Annotated in this window: 11 protein-coding genes; 9 read left to right on the top strand and 2 right to left on the bottom strand. The window is 70.9% G+C overall.

Annotated features, from left to right (window positions below; all coding sequences use genetic code 11):
- The first annotated feature begins 21 nt into the window (after positions 1-21).
- The 7 genes from thrC (at position 22) to KHC27_RS10175 (ending at position 7,453) form a co-directional block, all read left to right on the top strand.
- Positions 22-1,428, top strand: coding sequence for a threonine synthase (gene thrC, locus KHC27_RS10145; RefSeq protein WP_213338553.1), 1,407 nt, complete (start codon positions 22-24; stop codon positions 1,426-1,428).
- Positions 1,425-2,720, top strand: coding sequence for a M16 family metallopeptidase (locus tag KHC27_RS10150; protein WP_213338556.1), 1,296 nt, complete (start codon positions 1,425-1,427; stop codon positions 2,718-2,720). Before thrC ends, KHC27_RS10150 begins: the two co-directional genes overlap by 4 nt.
- 26 nt (positions 2,721-2,746) lie before the next feature.
- Positions 2,747-3,355 carry a GNAT family N-acetyltransferase gene (locus KHC27_RS10155; RefSeq protein ID WP_213338558.1) on the top strand — a complete coding sequence of 203 codons (609 nt, stop codon included), beginning with the start codon at positions 2,747-2,749 and terminating at the stop codon, positions 3,353-3,355.
- Between the two features lie 194 nt (positions 3,356-3,549).
- A complete protein-coding gene (locus KHC27_RS10160) occupies positions 3,550-3,786 on the top strand; it encodes a (2Fe-2S)-binding protein (protein ID WP_213338560.1) in 237 nt (78 codons plus the stop codon).
- A 135-nt stretch (positions 3,787-3,921) separates the two neighbouring features.
- Complete coding sequence (bfr, locus tag KHC27_RS10165) at positions 3,922-4,401, top strand: bacterioferritin (RefSeq protein WP_213338562.1); 480 nt, start codon at positions 3,922-3,924, stop codon at positions 4,399-4,401.
- Positions 4,402-4,670: 269 nt separating this feature from the next.
- Positions 4,671-5,732, top strand: coding sequence for an extracellular solute-binding protein (locus tag KHC27_RS10170; RefSeq protein WP_213338565.1), 1,062 nt, complete (start codon positions 4,671-4,673; stop codon positions 5,730-5,732).
- A 38-nt stretch (positions 5,733-5,770) separates the two neighbouring features.
- Positions 5,771-7,453: an ABC transporter permease gene (locus KHC27_RS10175; protein ID WP_213338999.1), complete on the top strand. Its 1,683-nt coding sequence runs from the start codon at positions 5,771-5,773 to the stop codon at positions 7,451-7,453.
- On the opposite strand, the gene KHC27_RS10180 is transcribed toward KHC27_RS10175, so the two are convergent.
- Entirely contained in the window at positions 7,423-9,390 is a 1,968-nt protein-coding gene (locus tag KHC27_RS10180) for an acetoacetate--CoA ligase (protein WP_213338567.1), read from the bottom strand. The two genes, KHC27_RS10175 and KHC27_RS10180, sit on opposite strands and share 31 nt — an antisense overlap.
- Positions 9,391-9,642: 252 nt before the next feature.
- On the opposite strand from KHC27_RS10180, the gene KHC27_RS10185 reads away from it, so the two are divergent.
- A complete protein-coding gene (locus KHC27_RS10185) occupies positions 9,643-11,454 on the top strand; it encodes an AsmA family protein (protein WP_213338569.1) in 1,812 nt (603 codons plus the stop codon).
- Between the two features lie 6 nt (positions 11,455-11,460).
- On the opposite strand, the gene KHC27_RS10190 is transcribed toward KHC27_RS10185, so the two are convergent.
- Positions 11,461-14,625: a sensor histidine kinase gene (locus KHC27_RS10190; RefSeq protein ID WP_213338571.1), complete on the bottom strand. Its 3,165-nt coding sequence runs from the start codon at positions 14,623-14,625 to the stop codon at positions 11,461-11,463.
- A 290-nt stretch (positions 14,626-14,915) separates the two neighbouring features.
- Between KHC27_RS10190 and KHC27_RS10195 the strand changes: the two genes are divergently transcribed.
- Complete coding sequence (locus KHC27_RS10195; RefSeq protein WP_213338573.1) at positions 14,916-15,536, top strand: phasin family protein; 621 nt, start codon at positions 14,916-14,918, stop codon at positions 15,534-15,536.
- The last annotated feature ends 81 nt before the right edge of the window (positions 15,537-15,617 follow it).

Raw genomic sequence — 15,617 nt, forward strand, 5'->3', positions numbered from 1 at the left:
GGCGCATTCACGGAGGCGCCGTTGCGCTACGTCTCGACCCGGGGGGAAGCTCCCGTCCTCGCTTTCACCGATGCGTTGCTGGCGGGCCTCGCCCGCGACGGCGGCCTCTATGTCCCGCAGCAGTTTCCGGTGCTGGCGCCCGCGCAGATCGCGCAGCTCGCCGGGCTCAGCTATGCCGATACGGCGGAGCGCGTCATCGCCCCGTTCGCCGATGAGCTGTTTCCGGTCCAGGTGCTGCGCCCGATGCTGGAGGCCGCCTATGCCGGCTTCCGCCACCCCGCCGTGACGCCGCTGGTGCAGATCGCGCCCAACCGCTTCGTGCTGGAGCTGTTCCACGGGCCGACCCTGGCGTTCAAGGACGTCGCCATGCAGCTGCTGGGCCGCATGATGGACCATGCGCTGGCGGCACGCGGCGCCCGCGCCACCATCGTCGGCGCCACCTCCGGCGACACCGGCAGCGCCGCGATCGAGGCCTTCCGCGACAGCGCGCGGGCCGATGTCTTCATCCTCTATCCCGCCGGCCGCGTCTCCGAGGTGCAGCGCCGGCAGATGACGACCGTCGACAGCCCCCATGTCCATGCCATCGCCATCGAGGGCACGTTCGACGACTGTCAGGCCCATGTGAAGGCGATGTTCAACCACCACGCCTTCCGCGACCGTCTGGCGCTGGCGGGGGTGAACTCCATCAACTGGGCGCGGATCGTCGCGCAGGTGGTATATTATTTCGCCGCGGGTGCCGCGCTCGGGGCGCCGCACCGGCCGCTCTCCTTCGTCGTGCCCACCGGGAATTTCGGCGACGTGCTCGCCGGCTATGTCGCCAAGCGCATGGGCCTGCCGGTCGACCGGCTGGTGGTTGCGACCAATGTGAACGACATCCTCGCCCGCACGCTGGAGACCGGGCGCTATGACGTCACCGGCGTGGTGCCCTCCTCGTCGCCCTCGATGGACATACAGGTGTCGTCGAATTTCGAGCGCCTGCTGTTCGACGCGCTGGACCGCGACGCCGGCGCGCTGCGCGGGCTGATGGCGACGCTGGCGCAATCCGGCTCCTTCGCCCCGCCCACGGCGGCGCTGGAGGCGATCCGGGCCGAGTTCGACGCGCTGCGCAGCGACGAGGAACAGACCGCGGCGACCATCGCCCGGGTGCGGCGCGAGGCCGGCTATCTCCTCGATCCCCACACCGCGGTCGCGGTGAGCGCCGCCGAGCGGGTCCGGCACGATCCCCATGTGCCCCAGGTGGTGCTTGCCACCGCGCACCCCGCCAAGTTCCCCGACGCGGTGGAACGGGCCTGCGGCGAGCGCCCGCAGCTGCCGCCGCACCTCGCCGATCTCTACGAGCGGCCGGAGCGCACGCCGGTGCTGCCGAACGATCTCGCCGCGATCGAGACGTATATTTCCCGCCACGCGCGGGCGGGAGCCGGGGCATGACGGACCGCGAGGCCGGCGGCGTGCCGCGTATTTCCACGCTCGACAACGGCGTGACCGTCATTACCGACGCCATGCCGCATCTGGCGACCGCCTCGCTCGGCATCTGGGTCGGCGCGGGGGCGCGCGACGAGCGGCCGGACGAGCACGGCATCTCCCACCTTCTGGAGCACATGGCGTTCAAGGGCACGCGGCGGCGCAGCGCCCGGGCCATCGCCGAGGAGATCGAGGCGGTGGGGGGCGACATCAACGCCGCCACCAGCGTCGAGCACACCGCCTACCACGCCCGGGTGCTGGGCGAGGACGTGCCGCTCGCCATCGACGTGCTGGCCGACATCCTGACCGAGCCGGCGTTCGATGCCGAGGAGCTCGCCCGCGAGCACAATGTGATCGTGCAGGAGATCGGCGCCGCGCTCGACACGCCGGACGATCTGGTGTTCGACCTGTTCCAGGAGCGGGCCTTCCCCGAGCAGGCGATCGGCCGCTCGATCCTCGGCACGCCGGAGACGGTGCGCTCCTTCGGTCCCGCCCAGCTCCAGGCCTATCTCGACCGCAACTATCGCGGCCCGCGCGCCATCGTCGCCGCGGCCGGCGCGGTGGAGCATGAGCGGGTGGTGGCGGAGGTCGCCGGCCGGCTCGCCCGCTTCCCGGCGGAGGCCAAGCCGGAGCCGGCGGCGGCGCGCTACCAGGGCGGCACCCGGATCGGCGGCGGGCGCGATCTCGAACAGGCGCACCTGCTTGTGGGGCTGGAGGGGTTGTCGTTCCGCGATCCCGGCTTCCACGCGCTGCAGATCTTCACCAATGTGCTCGGCGGCGGCATGTCCTCCCGGCTGTTTCAGGAAGTGCGGGAGAGCCGGGGGCTCTGCTACTCCGTCTATTCGTTCCACTGGGCCTATGGCGACAGCGGCCTGTTCGGCATCTACGCCGGCACCGACGGCGGCGACGTGTCCGAACTGACCGATGTGGTGATCGATCAGATCGGCCAGTGCAGCGAGACCATGAGCGAGGCCGAACTCGCCCGTTCCAAGGCGCAGGCGAAGGTGGGGCTGCTGACGGCGCTGGAAAGCTCCGGCGCGCGGGCCGACCAGCTCGCGCGGCAGATGCTGGCCTTTGGCCGGCCGATCCCGCTGGAGGAGATCGTGGCGCGGCTGGAAGCCGTCACGCTCGCCGACGCGCGGGCGGCGGGGCGCCGCCTGCTCGGGCAGGGCCGGCCGACCTTCGTCGCGCTCGGGCCGGGCAAGACACTTGAAACCGCTGCCCGCATCGTCGAACGTCTTGACGTAAAGGCGGCCTAGCGGCCGCCGCAAGACGGCGCACCCTCATGGCTCTCTTCCGCGTTGTCGCCTGGCCGGATTCGCCGCCCCTGATCGAGGGGCGCGGCGTGCTGCTGCGGGCGCCCGTGATGTCGGATTATGCGGCATGGGCGGCGCTGCGCGAGCGCAGCCGGGCCTTCCTCACGCCGTGGGAGCCGCTGTGGCCGGCCTATGACCTCGCCCGCGGCGCGTTCCGCCGGCGGCTGCGGCGCTACGCCCGGGATGTGCGGGAGGACCAGGCCTATCCCTTCCTCGTCTTCCGGCTGGAGGACCAGGCGCTGCTGGGCGGGCTGACCCTTTCCAATGTGCGCCGGGGCGTCGCCCAGACCGCCAGCCTCGGCTACTGGATGGGGCAGGACCACGCCGGCAAGGGCCATATGAGCGCGGCGGTGGCGGCGCTGCTGCCCTTCGCCCATGGCAGCCTCGGGCTGCGTCGGATCGAGGCGGCCTGCCTGCCGCACAACGAGCCCTCGATCCGGCTGCTGCGGCGGGTCGGTTTCCGGCAGGAGGGCTATGGCCGGGAATATCTCTGCATCAACGGGGTGTGGCAGGATCACCTGCTGTTCGCCCGGCTCTCCAGCGATCCCATCGCGCCCCATGCCGACGGCGCGGGATAGACGCTGCGCCTTCACGCTGCGCAGTCTGGAAGAAGTAAAATGTAAAGCTGGCGCGAAGCCAGTATTATTCGATCACTCTATCGCCAGATACGCATTTGCCCGTTGACGGCCGCGAGCTGTAGCGCGACAACGGAAGATGACAGGCTTGTTTGGAATTATTCTAACAAGCTCATCACTTCAGGTGCGTTGGCGCGATGATCGTGTGCTCTTGCAATGTGCTGTCGGACACTCAGGTCCGCGATGCCGTCGCCGGCCCCGGTGCGGCGGTGCGGACGGCGGGCCAGGTGTATCGCTGCCTCGGCTGCAGCCCGCAATGCGGCCGCTGCGCCCGCACCATCCGCTCCATCATCGATCAGGCGCTCGGCTCCGCCTGCGGCGCCTGCCCGCTGGAATGCCCGGCGGCGGCCGGCCACGCGGCGGCGGCGGAATAGCCGGGGCAACGCCATTCTTTGGCATTGGAAGGCTTCCATAGCCCGGTTTCGTCGGTAAAATCCCGTTTACCGGCTGGCGCTCTCTTTAGAGAGACTCTAAACAGGTCGGGTTCATGTGATCAGGAGGCCGCGGCCATGAAGGGCGATCCCAAGGTTATCGACTATCTCAATCGCGGAGTGAGGTCGGAGCTGACCGCCATCAACCAGTACTGGCTGCATTTCCGCATGCTGGACAACTGGGGCTACAAGAAGCTGGCCGCCAAGTGGCGTGCCGAGTCCATCGAGGAAATGCACCACGCGGATCGCTTCATCGACCGCATCCTGTTCCTCGAGGGCTTCCCCAATCTGCAGGTGCTCGATCCGCTGCGCATCGGCCAGAATGTGAAGGAGGTCATCGAGTGCGACCTCGCGGCCGAACTCGAGGCCCGCTCGCTCTATCAGGAAGCCGCCACCTACGCCGAGACCGTGCAGGACTACCCCAGCCGCGACCTCTTCAAGGCGCTGATGGCGGATGAGGAAGGCCATATCGACTTCCTCGAAACCCAGCTCGACCTCATCGGGCAGATCGGCCTTCAGCTCTACGCCCAGCACCATATCGGCGATCTCGACGACTGAGTGCGTCCCGGCCCGACCGATACGACCCACAGGGCGGCCGTACGGCCGCCCTTTTCATTCCGCCGCCGCCCCGGCTCCTTGCCGCATCCCGCATCCCCATGGAAGCGCCTGCCATAGCTCCATGGCGGGTGGCTGTTCATTGGAAAATTTCTAACGTATTGAATTCACTCATCTTTTGATTGACCCTGGGTCATGTCTTCTCTAGATGCCGTAGCCGGCGCTGCCGCCCGTCCGGGAGCGCCGCTCATGGCTGAACCCGGAGATCACCGATGCGCCACCGTCTCGCCCCCTCCCTGCGCGCCACCCGGCGCCGATTTCTCGCCGCTGCGGCCGTCCTTGGTCTGGCCGCCGGCCTGACGGCGGGCCCGGTCGCGGCCGAGGAGGTGGTGAACATCTACACCACCCGGGAGCCGGGCCTCGCCAAGCCGCTGTTCGACGGCTTCACCGCGGCCACCGGCATCAAGGTGAACAGCGTCTTCATCAAGGACGGTCTGGTCGAGCGGGTGAAGGCGGAGGGCGCGGCCTCCCCGGCGGACGTGCTGATGACCGTGGATATCGGCAATCTGCTTGATATCGTCGACCAGGGCGTGGCCCAGCCGATCGCCTCGCCGGTGCTGGACGCCGCCATTCCGGCCAATCTGCGCGGCGCGGACGGCCGCTGGTTCGCGCTCTCCGCCCGCGCCCGCGTGGCCTATGTCTCGAAGGACCGGGTGAAGGACACCGCGCTGACCTATGAGGGGCTCGCCGACCCGGCGTGGAAGGGCAAGCTCTGCATCCGTTCCGGCAAGCACCCCTACAACACCGCCCTGATCGCGGCCTTTATCGTCCACCACGGCGAGGCGAAGGCCGAGGAGTGGCTGAAGGGGGTGAAGGCCAACCTCGCGCGCAAGCCGGCCGGCGGCGATCGCGAGAACGCCCGCGACATCCTCGGCGGCATCTGCGATATCGGCGTCGGCAATTCCTACTATGTCGGGCTGATGCGCTCGGGCAAGGGTGGGCCGGACCAGGAGAAGTGGGCCGAGGCGATCAACGTGATCCTGCCCACCTTCGAAGGCGGCGGCACCCATGTGAACGTCTCCGGCGCCGTGGTGGCGGCCAACGCGCCGAACAGGGCCAATGCCGTGAAGCTGCTGGAATACCTCGTTTCCCCGGCGGCGCAGGACCTCTATGCCCGGGGCAATTTCGAGTACCCCGTGGTGCCGGGCGCGCCGGTCGATCCGATCATCGCCGCCTTCGGTCCGCTCAAGGTCGACAATGTCGATCTCGTCAAGGTCGCCGGTGCCCGCAAGGCGGCGGCGGACCTGATCGACAAGGTCGGCTTCGACAATTGACGGCCACGGGCGCAGCGCCGGGGGCCGCCCCGGCCCTCCTGACGGCAGCCTCCCGGTCGCGGCGGCGTGCGCCGCTGCCGCTGCTGCGGGGCGCCGTCTGGGCGGTGGTGGGGGTGGTGCTGGCACCCTTGCTCGCACTGGCGGCCATCGCGGCGTCCGGTTCGACGGCGCTGTGGCCGCATCTTCTGGTCTATGTGCTGCCGCAGGCGCTGGCACAGACCGCGCTGCTGGTCGCCGGCGTCGGCGTCGTGGTCACGGTCATCGGCACCGGCACCGCCTGGCTGGTGGCCACCGCGCGCTTTCCCGGCCGCGGCGTGTTCGAATGGGCGCTGCTGCTGCCGCTCGCGGTGCCGACCTACATCCAGGCCTATGTCTATCTCGACGCCGTGCACCCGCTGGGGCCGATCCCCACCGCGATCCGCGCCGCGCTGGGGATGACGAGCCCGCGCGACCTGCCCCTGCCGGAGGTGCGCTCGCTGTGGGGCTGCATCGTGCTGCTCGGGCTGGTGCTCTACCCCTATGTCTATCTCACCGCGCGCTCGGCCTTTCTGGTGCAGACCGCCGCCGCGCTGGACGCGGCGCGCACCCTCGGCCTCGGCCCGGCCGCCACCTTCCGCCGCATCGCGCTGCCGCTGGCGCGCCCCGCCATCGTCGTCGGCTTGACGCTGGCGCTGATGGAGACGGTGAACGATATCGGCGCCTCCGAATTCCTCGGCGTGCAGACGCTGACGCTGTCGATCTATTCGACTTGGCTGAATCGCTCCGATCTGCCCGGCGCGGCGCAGATCGCGCTGGTGATGCTGGCGATCGTGGTGGCGCTGACGCTGGCGGAGCGCTGGGGCCGGCGGCAGCTCCGGGTCGGGGCGGTGGGCGGGCGGGCCCACCCGACGCTGCGCCGCCGGCTCGGCGGCCCGGCGGCGGCGGGGGCTTTCCTCGCCTGCCTGCTGCCGGTGGCGCTCGGCTTCCTGCTGCCGGCCGGCCATCTCCTGCACACCGCGCTGGGACGCTACCAGTTCCATGGCCGTCTTCCCGAGGGGCTGCTGGCGGAGGCGGGGGCGACGGCGCTGCTCGCCGCGCTCGGCACGCTGGTCGCGCTCGGTCTTGGCGCGCTGGTGGTGGTGGCCCGCCGCACCGGGGCGCTTGGCTCCGCGGTGGCGGGGCGACTGGCCGGGCTCGGCTATGCCGTGCCGGGAACGGTGCTGGCCGTCGGGCTGCTGGTGCCGCTGGCCAAGCTCGACAACGCGCTCGCCACGCTCGGTGCCGCCCTGTTCGGCCTCGCCCCGGGGCTGCTGATCTCCGGCTCCGGGGCGGCGCTGGTGCTGGCCTACACCATCCGCTTCCTCGCCATTCCGGTGGGGTCGCTGGAAGCCGGCTACGGCAAGATCGGCGAAACCCTCGACATGGCGGCGCGCAGCCTCGGCGAGCGGCCCCCCGGCATGGTGCGGCGCATCCATCTGCCGCTGCTGCGCCCGGCGCTCGGCGCCGCGGCGCTGCTGGTGTTCGTGGACTGCATGAAGGAGCTGCCGGCGACCCTGATGCTGCGCCCGCTGAATCTGGAGACGCTGGCAAGCCACGTCTATGGCGAGGCCGCCCGCGGCACCTATGAGGACGGCGCCCTGGCGGCGCTGCTCATCGTGCTGGTCGGCCTCGCCCCGGTCATCCTGCTCGCCCGGTTGTCGCGCGGCGGCGATCAGGTCGCCAGTTCGGGACGGTCGCGGTAGAGCTCCAGCGCCTCCGGGTTGGCGAGCGCCTCGGTGTTCTTCACCGGCCGGCCGTGGACCACGTCGCGCACCGCCAGCTCGGTGATCTTGCCGGAGCGGGTGCGCGGGATGTCCGCCACCGCGACGATCTTCGCCGGTACGTGGCGTGGCGAGGCGCCGGTGCGGATCTGGGCGCGGATGCGCTTTTCCAGATCGGCGTCGAGGTTGGCCTCCGGCTTCAGCCGGACGAACAGCACGATGCGCACGTCATTGTCCCACTCCTGGCCGATGGCGAGGGATTCGACGATCTCCGGCACCTGCTCGGCCTGGGCGTAGATCTCGGCGGTGCCGATACGCACACCCTGCGGGTTCAGCGTGGCGTCGGAGCGGCCGTGGATGATCAGCCCGCCATGGCTGGTCCATTCGGCGAAGTCGCCGTGGCACCACACATCGGGGAAGCGCTCGAAATAGGCGGCGCGGTACTTGGCCCCCTCCGGGTCGTTCCAGAACATCACCGGCATGCAGGGGAACGGCCGGGTGCAGACCAGCTCGCCGCGTTCGCCGCGCAGCGGCTGGCCCTCGTCGGACCAGACATCCACCGCCATGCCGAGGCCGGCGCACTGGATTTCGCCCTTGTAGACCGGGGCGGTGGGGTCGCCCAGCACGAAGCAGGAGACGATGTCGGTGCCCCCCGAGATGGAGGCGAGGTGGACGTCCCGCTTGATGCCCTCATAGACGAAGCCGAAGCTCTCCGGCGCCAGCGGCGAGCCGGTCGAGGTGATCGCCCTCAGCGCGGAGAGGTCGTGCGTCTCGATCGGGCGGACCCCCTCCTTGTGCAGCGAATCGAGGTACTTCGCCGAGGTGCCGAACAGGGCGAACCGCTCGGCCTCGGCGTAGTCGAACAGCACGGACGGGCGGGGGGCGAAGGGCGAGCCGTCGAACAGGCACAGCGTCAGCCCGCTGGCGAGGCCGGTGACCAGCCAGTTCCACATCATCCAGCCGCAGGTGGTGAAATAGAACAGCCGGTCGCCCGGGCGCAGGTCGCAGTGCAGCCGGTGCTCCTTGATGTGCTGGAGCAGCGTGCCCCCCGCGCCGTGCACGATGCATTTCGGCACGCCGGTGGTGCCGGAGGAGAACAGGATGAACAGCGGGTGGTTGAAAGGCAGCCGCTCATAGGCGAGGGGGCCGGCCGCGAACGGGGCGATGAAACCATCGAGGCTCACCGCGTTGGGCAGGTCGGCGGCGATCTCCTCGGCCTCGCCCAGATAGGGCACGACCACCGTGCGCACGACGCTCGGCAGCTTGGGCACCACCGCGCGCAGCTTCTCGCCGATGCTCACACGCTTGCCATTGTACCAGTAACCGTCGCAGGCGACGTAGACGGTCGGCTCGATCTGGCCGAAGCGGTCGAGAATGCCGCGCTCGCCGAAGTCGGGCGAGCAGGAGGAGAACACCGCGCCGAGCGAGCTGGCCGCCAGCATCACCGCGATGGTCTCCGGCAGGTTCGGCATGGTGGCCGCCACCCGGTCGCCGATGCCGACGCCGGCCGCCTTCAGCGCCTGCTGCAGCCGCGACACCAGCGCGGTCAGCTCGGCAAAGGACATGTGGCGTTCCACCTTGTCCTCGCCGCGGAAGATGAGCGCGATCTCGCCGCCATCGCGCGGGCGCAGCAGGTTCTCGGCGTAGTTGATCCGCGCGTCGGGAAAGAAGTGCGCGCCCGGCATCTGGCCGGGATTTTCCAGCGCGACGCTGCCGGGCTCGCCGATCACTTCGCCAAGGCGCCAGACCTCCCGCCAGAAGGCGGCGGGCTCGGCGACCGACCAGGCGTGGAGGCCGGCATAATCGCCCAGCGAGGTGCCGTGGTCGGCATTGACCCGCGCGATGAGGGCGGTGATGGCGCTGGCTGCGACCCGCTCCGGGCCGGGTATCCACAGCGGCCCATCGGTCCCTTGCGACATGCTCGGCTCTCCCGCTCTGGCACGGCATGCCTGCGCGTGCCTTCCCTCATTCCTGCTCGAATTCATAGCCGCACCGCCGTGCGCTGTCAGGCCATCAAACAGACACAGAACCGGTCGAACGTGCTGCCCGAAGAGGGGGGTGCAGGACCGGGCGGGTCTGGTGCGCACGGGAAGCGGCGGATCTGTTGGGTGCGCGCGCGGTTTCCGATGCGTATTGCGCGTGCCCGGAACCTAGGGCACGACTGATTCGTAATGAAACGTATCGTTCCGATCCTCCTGCTGATCATCGTGGTCGCCTTCGGCGCGGCCGCGATGGCGCCGAAGCTCGCGCCGGAAAGCCGCCTGCAGGCGGAAGCCCAGGCCGCGCTGGAGCTGGCGACCGGCCAGCCCGCAACGCTCGATGGCCCCGTGACGTTTTCGGCCTTTCCCCGGCCGGCGATCGTGATGGCCCATGTGGCGTTCGGCGCCCCCGGCAGCGCCACGCTCGATATTCCCCATGCCCGCGTCATCCTCGAGTTCATGCCGCTGCTCGCCGGCCGGGTGCGGGCGGCGCGGATTGATCTTGATTCGCCGCGCATCGTCGTCGCCGGCACCGTGAGCGACAGCCTCGATCCCTGGAACGCGCTCGCTGCGACGCTCGGTCGCGAGGCGCCGTCGGTGCATATGCGGGTGCGCAACGGCACGGTCCTGCTGACGCATGACGGCGTCAACGAGATCGTGCTGCGCGAACTGAACGGCGACCTGCGCTGGCGTGGCGGCCGTTCGCTGGAAGCGGAAGGCGAGGTGGTCTGGCGCGGCCAGACCATGGCCTTCGACCTCGACCTCGCCGACCTCGCCGCCCTCGCACGGGGGCGGGCGGCGTCCGCCTCGCTGTCCATCTCCGGCGCGCCGGTGGCGCTGACCTACAAGGGGTCCTGCCGGCTTTCCGGCGGTGGCATCTATGCCGATGGCGACCTCTCCGTCGCCTCGTCCCGGCTTCGTGACGCGATGAGCTGGCTCGGCACGGATGCCCCGACCGAGGAGGGTTTCGGCCCCTTCTCGCTGCGGGCCCGCGCGCTGGCCTCGGGCAATTCGGTGGCGCTCAGCGACGCAAGGCTGGAGCTTGACGGCAACCGGGGCGACGGCGGCATGACGGTGCGGATCGAAAAGGGCCGCCCCATCGTCCAGGGCAGCTTTGCCGCCGACAGTTTCGATCTCTCCCCCTATGGCCGCATGGCGATGTCCGAGCCCGATGGCGAGCAGTGGAATGCGAGCCCGATCGATGTCGGCCGCCTGCGGGAATTCGACCTCGATCTTCGGCTCTCGGCCGGCCGGGTGATTGCCGGCGACTCCCGGTTCGCCCGTGTGGCGGCGAGCGCGCTGCTGAAGGCGGGCCGGCTGTCGCTGGCGATCGGCGAGGCGGAGGGCTGGAACGGGTCCCTGCGGGCATCGGCCAATCTCACGCCGCGTGCCGGACGGGGCGGCGGCGAGATGCGCGCCGAGATCGTCGGCACCGATGTCGACCTCGCTGCGGCGCTGGCGAGCATCGCGCGGCAGCAACACCTCCAGGGCGTCGGCAGCTTCCGCATTCTCGCCGGAGGCGGCGGGGCCAGCGTGGCCGAGATCGTGACAAATCTGGAGGGCGCCCTGACGCTCGATGCCAGCAATGGCGCGCTGGTCGGCATCGATGTCGGCCGCGTGCTCACCCGGCTGGAGCGCCGCCCGCTTTCCGGCGGGTCCAGCCTGCGCGGCGGCAACACCGATTTCGACCAGCTCAACGCCAAGGCCACCATTCACCGCGGCACGGTGCAGCTTGACCAGCTCACCGCCGAGAGTTCCGTGGTGCGGATCGCGGTGGGCGGGGAAATCTCGATCGCCGACCGCACCCTCGATCTCAACGGCACGGCGGCGCTGGTGCGCCCGTCGCAGTCCGACGAGCAGCCCTTCGACCTTCCCTTCGTGGTCCAGGGCTCCTGGGACAGCCCCTATCTGCTGCCGGACGCGCAGGCGATGATCCGCCGCTCGGATGCCGCGCGCCCGCTGCTGGAGCCGAGCCGCATCGGCATCGTCTCGCCGGCGCCCTGACCCGGCCTATTCCGCCAGCACCCGGGTCGAGGGGAAGGTGATCTCGACCATCGTGCCGGAATCCACCGCGCTGCGGATGCTGAAGGTGGCGCGGTTGGCCTCTGCCAGCGCCTTGGTCAGCGGCAGGCCGAGGCCGGTGCCCTCGGTCGTGGTCCGCACCGAGGTCGGCAGTTGCCGGAACGGTTCCATCGCCGTGGCGATGTCGGCTTCCGACATGCCGATCCCGGTGTCGCGCACCCGCAGCACCACCTCGCCCAGCTCGGTCAGCGCGGTGGAGAGGATGACCTGCCCCCCGGGCCGGGTGAACTTGATGGAATTGGACACCAGGTTCAGCACGATCTGGCGCATCGAGCGGGCATCGGCCACCACCGGCGGCAGTTCGGCGGCCAGCGACGAGCGGATGATGATGCGCTCGCGATTGGCCTGCGGCTGCATGATGCCCATGCATTGCTGGATGATTTCGTTCAGCGCCACGCTGGTGAAGGCGAGGTCCAGCTTGCCGGCCTCGATCTTCGAGAGGTCGAGCAGGTCGTTGATGAGCGAGATGAGGTGCTCGCCGGAGGCGTGGATGTCGCGCAGATAGGTGCGGTAGCGCTCATTGCCGATCGGCCCGAAGCGCTCGCCCACCATGACCTCGGAAAAGCCGATGATGGCGTTGAGCGGCGTGCGGATCTCGTGGCTGATCTTCGCCAGGAAGTCGGACTTGGCGAGGCTCGCCTTCTCCGCATTGCGCTTGGCCTCGGTCAGTTCCTCTTCCGCCCGCTTCCACTGGGTGATGTCGCGCAGGACGGCGCAGTATTTGTCCGCCTCCTCGCCGACCCGACCGATGGTCATGAACAGCGGGATCAGCCCGCCCTCCCGCTCCCGCCCGATCACCTCGCGCCCATCGTTCAGCACGCTGGCGACGCCGTTGGTGGCGAGGCCGTCGAGATAGTCGATGGCGGCACGGTGGCTTTCGGGCGCGAAGAGCAGGGTGAAGGCCTCGCCCTGGATCTCGGCGGCTTCGAAGCCGAACAGCGCTTCGGCCGAGCGGTTGAAGCTCAGTATGGTGCCGGCACGGTTGATCAGCACCACGCCATCGGTCGCGGTGTCGAGGATGGAGCGCAGCTCGCGCGCCGTGGCTTCCGCTGCGCGCAGGGCGAGCTCGGCCTGACGCACCCTCTCGTCCGCCAGAGGTGTCGGCACCACCCGCCGCAGCACATAAAGCAGGGCCGTGCCGCCATCCCACGGCACGGAAAGCAGCCGCACCTCGACGGGCAGGGCTTCGCCGCCGGGGCCCGCCAGCGAGACGCTGCGTGGGCCGTCCGCTTCGGTCTCGCCGTCGGTGGCGGCACCCGCCTCGGTGAAGAGGCTCGCCAGCCCGCCAGCAGCTTCCAGCGCGGCGAGGCCCTCATGACCGGTCCAGCCGAGCAGAGTGCGGTTGGCGTAGACGAGGCGGTCGCCCTGTTGCACGGCGACCCCGAAGGGAAGCCGGTCGAGGATCGGCCGCTCGCCGCCGACGAGGGTGCGGCGCAGGCCGTCATTGGCCGGAACCGGCGGCTGCAACCCGGCCTCGGGCGCGCGCGCCCCGGGAGCCGTCGGCGGGTACGGCGTCGAGGGCGGCTCTGTCGACGTTTGCGTCGCCGATGGCTGCGGTGCCGCGTGACGTGCTGTGGCCGGGCGCAGCGCCTCCTCCAGCGAGCGCAGGGTCTGGTCGCGCGGGCTCAGCGCGGCGTCGTCCTCGGCCGGGTACGGCTCCGGCGCTTCCGCTTCCGGCTCGAAGGTCTCGTGGTCGTCGTCATCCGCTCCTTCGAGCCGCGCGCCGAGCGCCCGGGCGATCTCCCGGAAAGCGTTGCGCTCCCCGGCGGTCAGCCCGGCCCAGGAGGCGCGGGCCGCGTCGAGCCGGTTGGGGTCGCCGGCGCCGGAGCGCAGCGGGATGACATTGATGGGCGCGAGCGTGCTGAGGGTCACGCGCGGCGACGCTTCCCCGGCGGGGGGGGCCGCCAGCCCGGGTTCCGGCCTCGGCGCGGTCCCCGCAGGTGCAGGCGTCTCGTCCGCAGGGGCGGGCGAGGCCGGCGCCGGAGCAGGGGGAGCGGCGCTCGCCAGGTCCGGCGTTGCCACGGTCACGGGCGGCGGGGGTGGCGTCTCCTGTAGGGGCGGCGGCGCCGGACGCGCGGGCGCTTCCTCCACCGCAGCGGTGGCGGGCGAGGGGGACGGCTCGACGCGGACCGGCGGTGCCGTGGGGGCGGGCGTGCCGGGCGCCTCCGATGGCGAGGACGCGGCGGCCGGCGCCGGGGCGGCTTCCGGCGCGGGTGCGGGAGCGGCCTGTGCGGGAGCGGCCTGTGCGGGAGCGGCCTGTGCGGGTGAGGCTTGCGCGAGCAGCAGGCCGAAGCCCCGCATGCCCTCGCCACGAATGGGGGCGCCGCCGACCTCGGCATCCAGCGTCCCGAGCCGGCCGGCCAGCGTGACCCGCACGCCGGTGAAGCTGGCGCCGGCGCGGACCCGATCCTGCACCCGCGGCGCGCCCAGCTCGTCCCAGTCGCTGCCCGCCAGCGTGTCGGCGGGGCGACCCAGCGCGGCGGCGAGCAGCGGATCGACGAAACGGAAGCGCCCGTCGAGGCCGGTGCGCCAGATGAAGCGGGTGAGGGCGCGCGAGCGGCCGGCAGGGGGCGTCTCGGTCGCGGGTATCGGCGCGGGAGCGCGCGGGAGCGGCGCCGTCCGAACGGCCGCGGGCTCCCTGCCGGCTGAAGTGCCGGCCGCCACGGCGGGCGGCGCGGCGCCGGCGGCGCGAGGTTCGATGACGGGCGGGGCGACCGTTGTCGGCGCGCGCCCGGCCGACGGCATCTCGGGCGTGGCGAGAAGAACCGCGCGTGCTGGCCCGGTGGTCACCAGCGAGCAGGCGAAGGTTTCCGCCACCAGCCGGCCCGGCAGGCGGATGCGCTCCAGCCGCGGGGGGTGGTCCAGGCGCAGCGTCGCGGCGATGCGGGCGATTGCGCGCGCCGTGTCGGCCGGCAGCGCCCCGGTGCGGGTGCCCCGTGCCCGCGCCGCCGCTGTCGCGCCGATGACCACGCCGTCCGCGCGCACGAGCACGGCGGCCCCGTCGCCGGCAAGCCGGTCGCCGGCCGCGGCGCGCAGCGCCTCGTCCGTCTGTGACGGCGAGGGCGGGGTGGGATCATCGGTCCAGCGGGTCATGCCAACGGGGTGCGCTGCTTCATCGTGTCGGGAACGTCCGGGAAGGGCGCGTGGGCCGCCTCCGGCTGGAGCCGCCGCCTGAGCACCATAGTGGCCGCACGAGGCTGACACCATGGCGAGTCGGGACTCCCGACATATCTTCACGCGAAGCGGTTAACCGCTCGCGACCAGAATCCGCGCGCAAAGCGCTTGCTTCTTCTTTCCGACGATCTAACGTGACGAAAAGGAAGCCATCCATGCGGTAAGCGGCCTCGCGCGGCGCGCCATCCCGCCTGTTCCGGGAGGAAAGCATGGCCGACGGACCCGACACGAAAGCGACCGGGGAAGCGAAGGCTCCCGGAGAGATGGACTTGCCGAAGGAGCTTCGCACCATTGTCGAAGCCAGCCTCACCCAGGCGCGCCAGGCGGTGGACAGCCTGATCCTGGTCGCGCATCGGGCGCTGGACAATGGCGAGCAGCGCACCGACCGGCTTCAGGAGCAGGCCCGGGAGGCCAGCCGCGCCACGATGCAGCTGATCGAGGCCAATGTCGCCGCTGGCTTCGACTTTGCCGCGCAGCTCGCCCGGGCCCGGACCCTGCCGGAATGGGTGAAGCTCAACCAGGATTTCGCGGCCCGGCATGCCGCGCGTCTGGCCGCGCAGGCGGGCCATCCCGGCGAACCGATTGAACCTGCCCCTGAACCCGCGGCTGCCGCCTCCGCGCCGGTAGAGCCGGCCGCTGAGCCTACGGAGCCGCCAGAGCCGGCCCCTGCCGCCAACGCCGCGTCCGCGGAGATTCCATCCGCCGAGGTGCCCGCCCCGGACGAGGGTGTGGCGGAGACGGGAGGAACGGTCGAGGCCGCGCCTCATCCGGCGCCTGCCGTGAAGCGCGGCCCCCGCCGGAATGCGCGCCCGCCCGGCCAGCCGGCCTGACCCAAGGGGCTCGCCATCCGGCAACCGTCCGGCCCGCCGGAAAGATCGTGCAGAAAAAATCGCGACGAACCACATTTTGTG

Source organism: Ancylobacter lacus (genome assembly GCF_018390635.1).
GTDB lineage: Bacteria > Pseudomonadota > Alphaproteobacteria > Rhizobiales > Xanthobacteraceae > Ancylobacter > Ancylobacter lacus.

What these genes read in the sequence shown, in the direction of transcription:
- KHC27_RS10195 (WP_213338573.1), top strand. Translation starts at nt 14,916, where the DNA reads ATGGCCGACGGACCCGACACGAAAGCGACCGGGGAAGCGAAGGCTCCC.
- KHC27_RS10180 (WP_213338567.1), bottom strand. Translation starts at nt 9,390, where the DNA reads ATGTCGCAAGGGACCGATGGGCCGCTGTGGATACCCGGCCCGGAGCGG.
- KHC27_RS10155 (WP_213338558.1), top strand. Translation starts at nt 2,747, where the DNA reads ATGGCTCTCTTCCGCGTTGTCGCCTGGCCGGATTCGCCGCCCCTGATC.
- KHC27_RS10190 (WP_213338571.1), bottom strand. Translation starts at nt 14,625, where the DNA reads ATGACCCGCTGGACCGATGATCCCACCCCGCCCTCGCCGTCACAGACG.
- KHC27_RS10160 (WP_213338560.1), top strand. Translation starts at nt 3,550, where the DNA reads ATGATCGTGTGCTCTTGCAATGTGCTGTCGGACACTCAGGTCCGCGAT.
- KHC27_RS10150 (WP_213338556.1), top strand. Translation starts at nt 1,425, where the DNA reads ATGACGGACCGCGAGGCCGGCGGCGTGCCGCGTATTTCCACGCTCGAC.
- KHC27_RS10185 (WP_213338569.1), top strand. Translation starts at nt 9,643, where the DNA reads ATGAAACGTATCGTTCCGATCCTCCTGCTGATCATCGTGGTCGCCTTC.
- KHC27_RS10170 (WP_213338565.1), top strand. Translation starts at nt 4,671, where the DNA reads ATGCGCCACCGTCTCGCCCCCTCCCTGCGCGCCACCCGGCGCCGATTT.
- bfr (WP_213338562.1), top strand. Translation starts at nt 3,922, where the DNA reads ATGAAGGGCGATCCCAAGGTTATCGACTATCTCAATCGCGGAGTGAGG.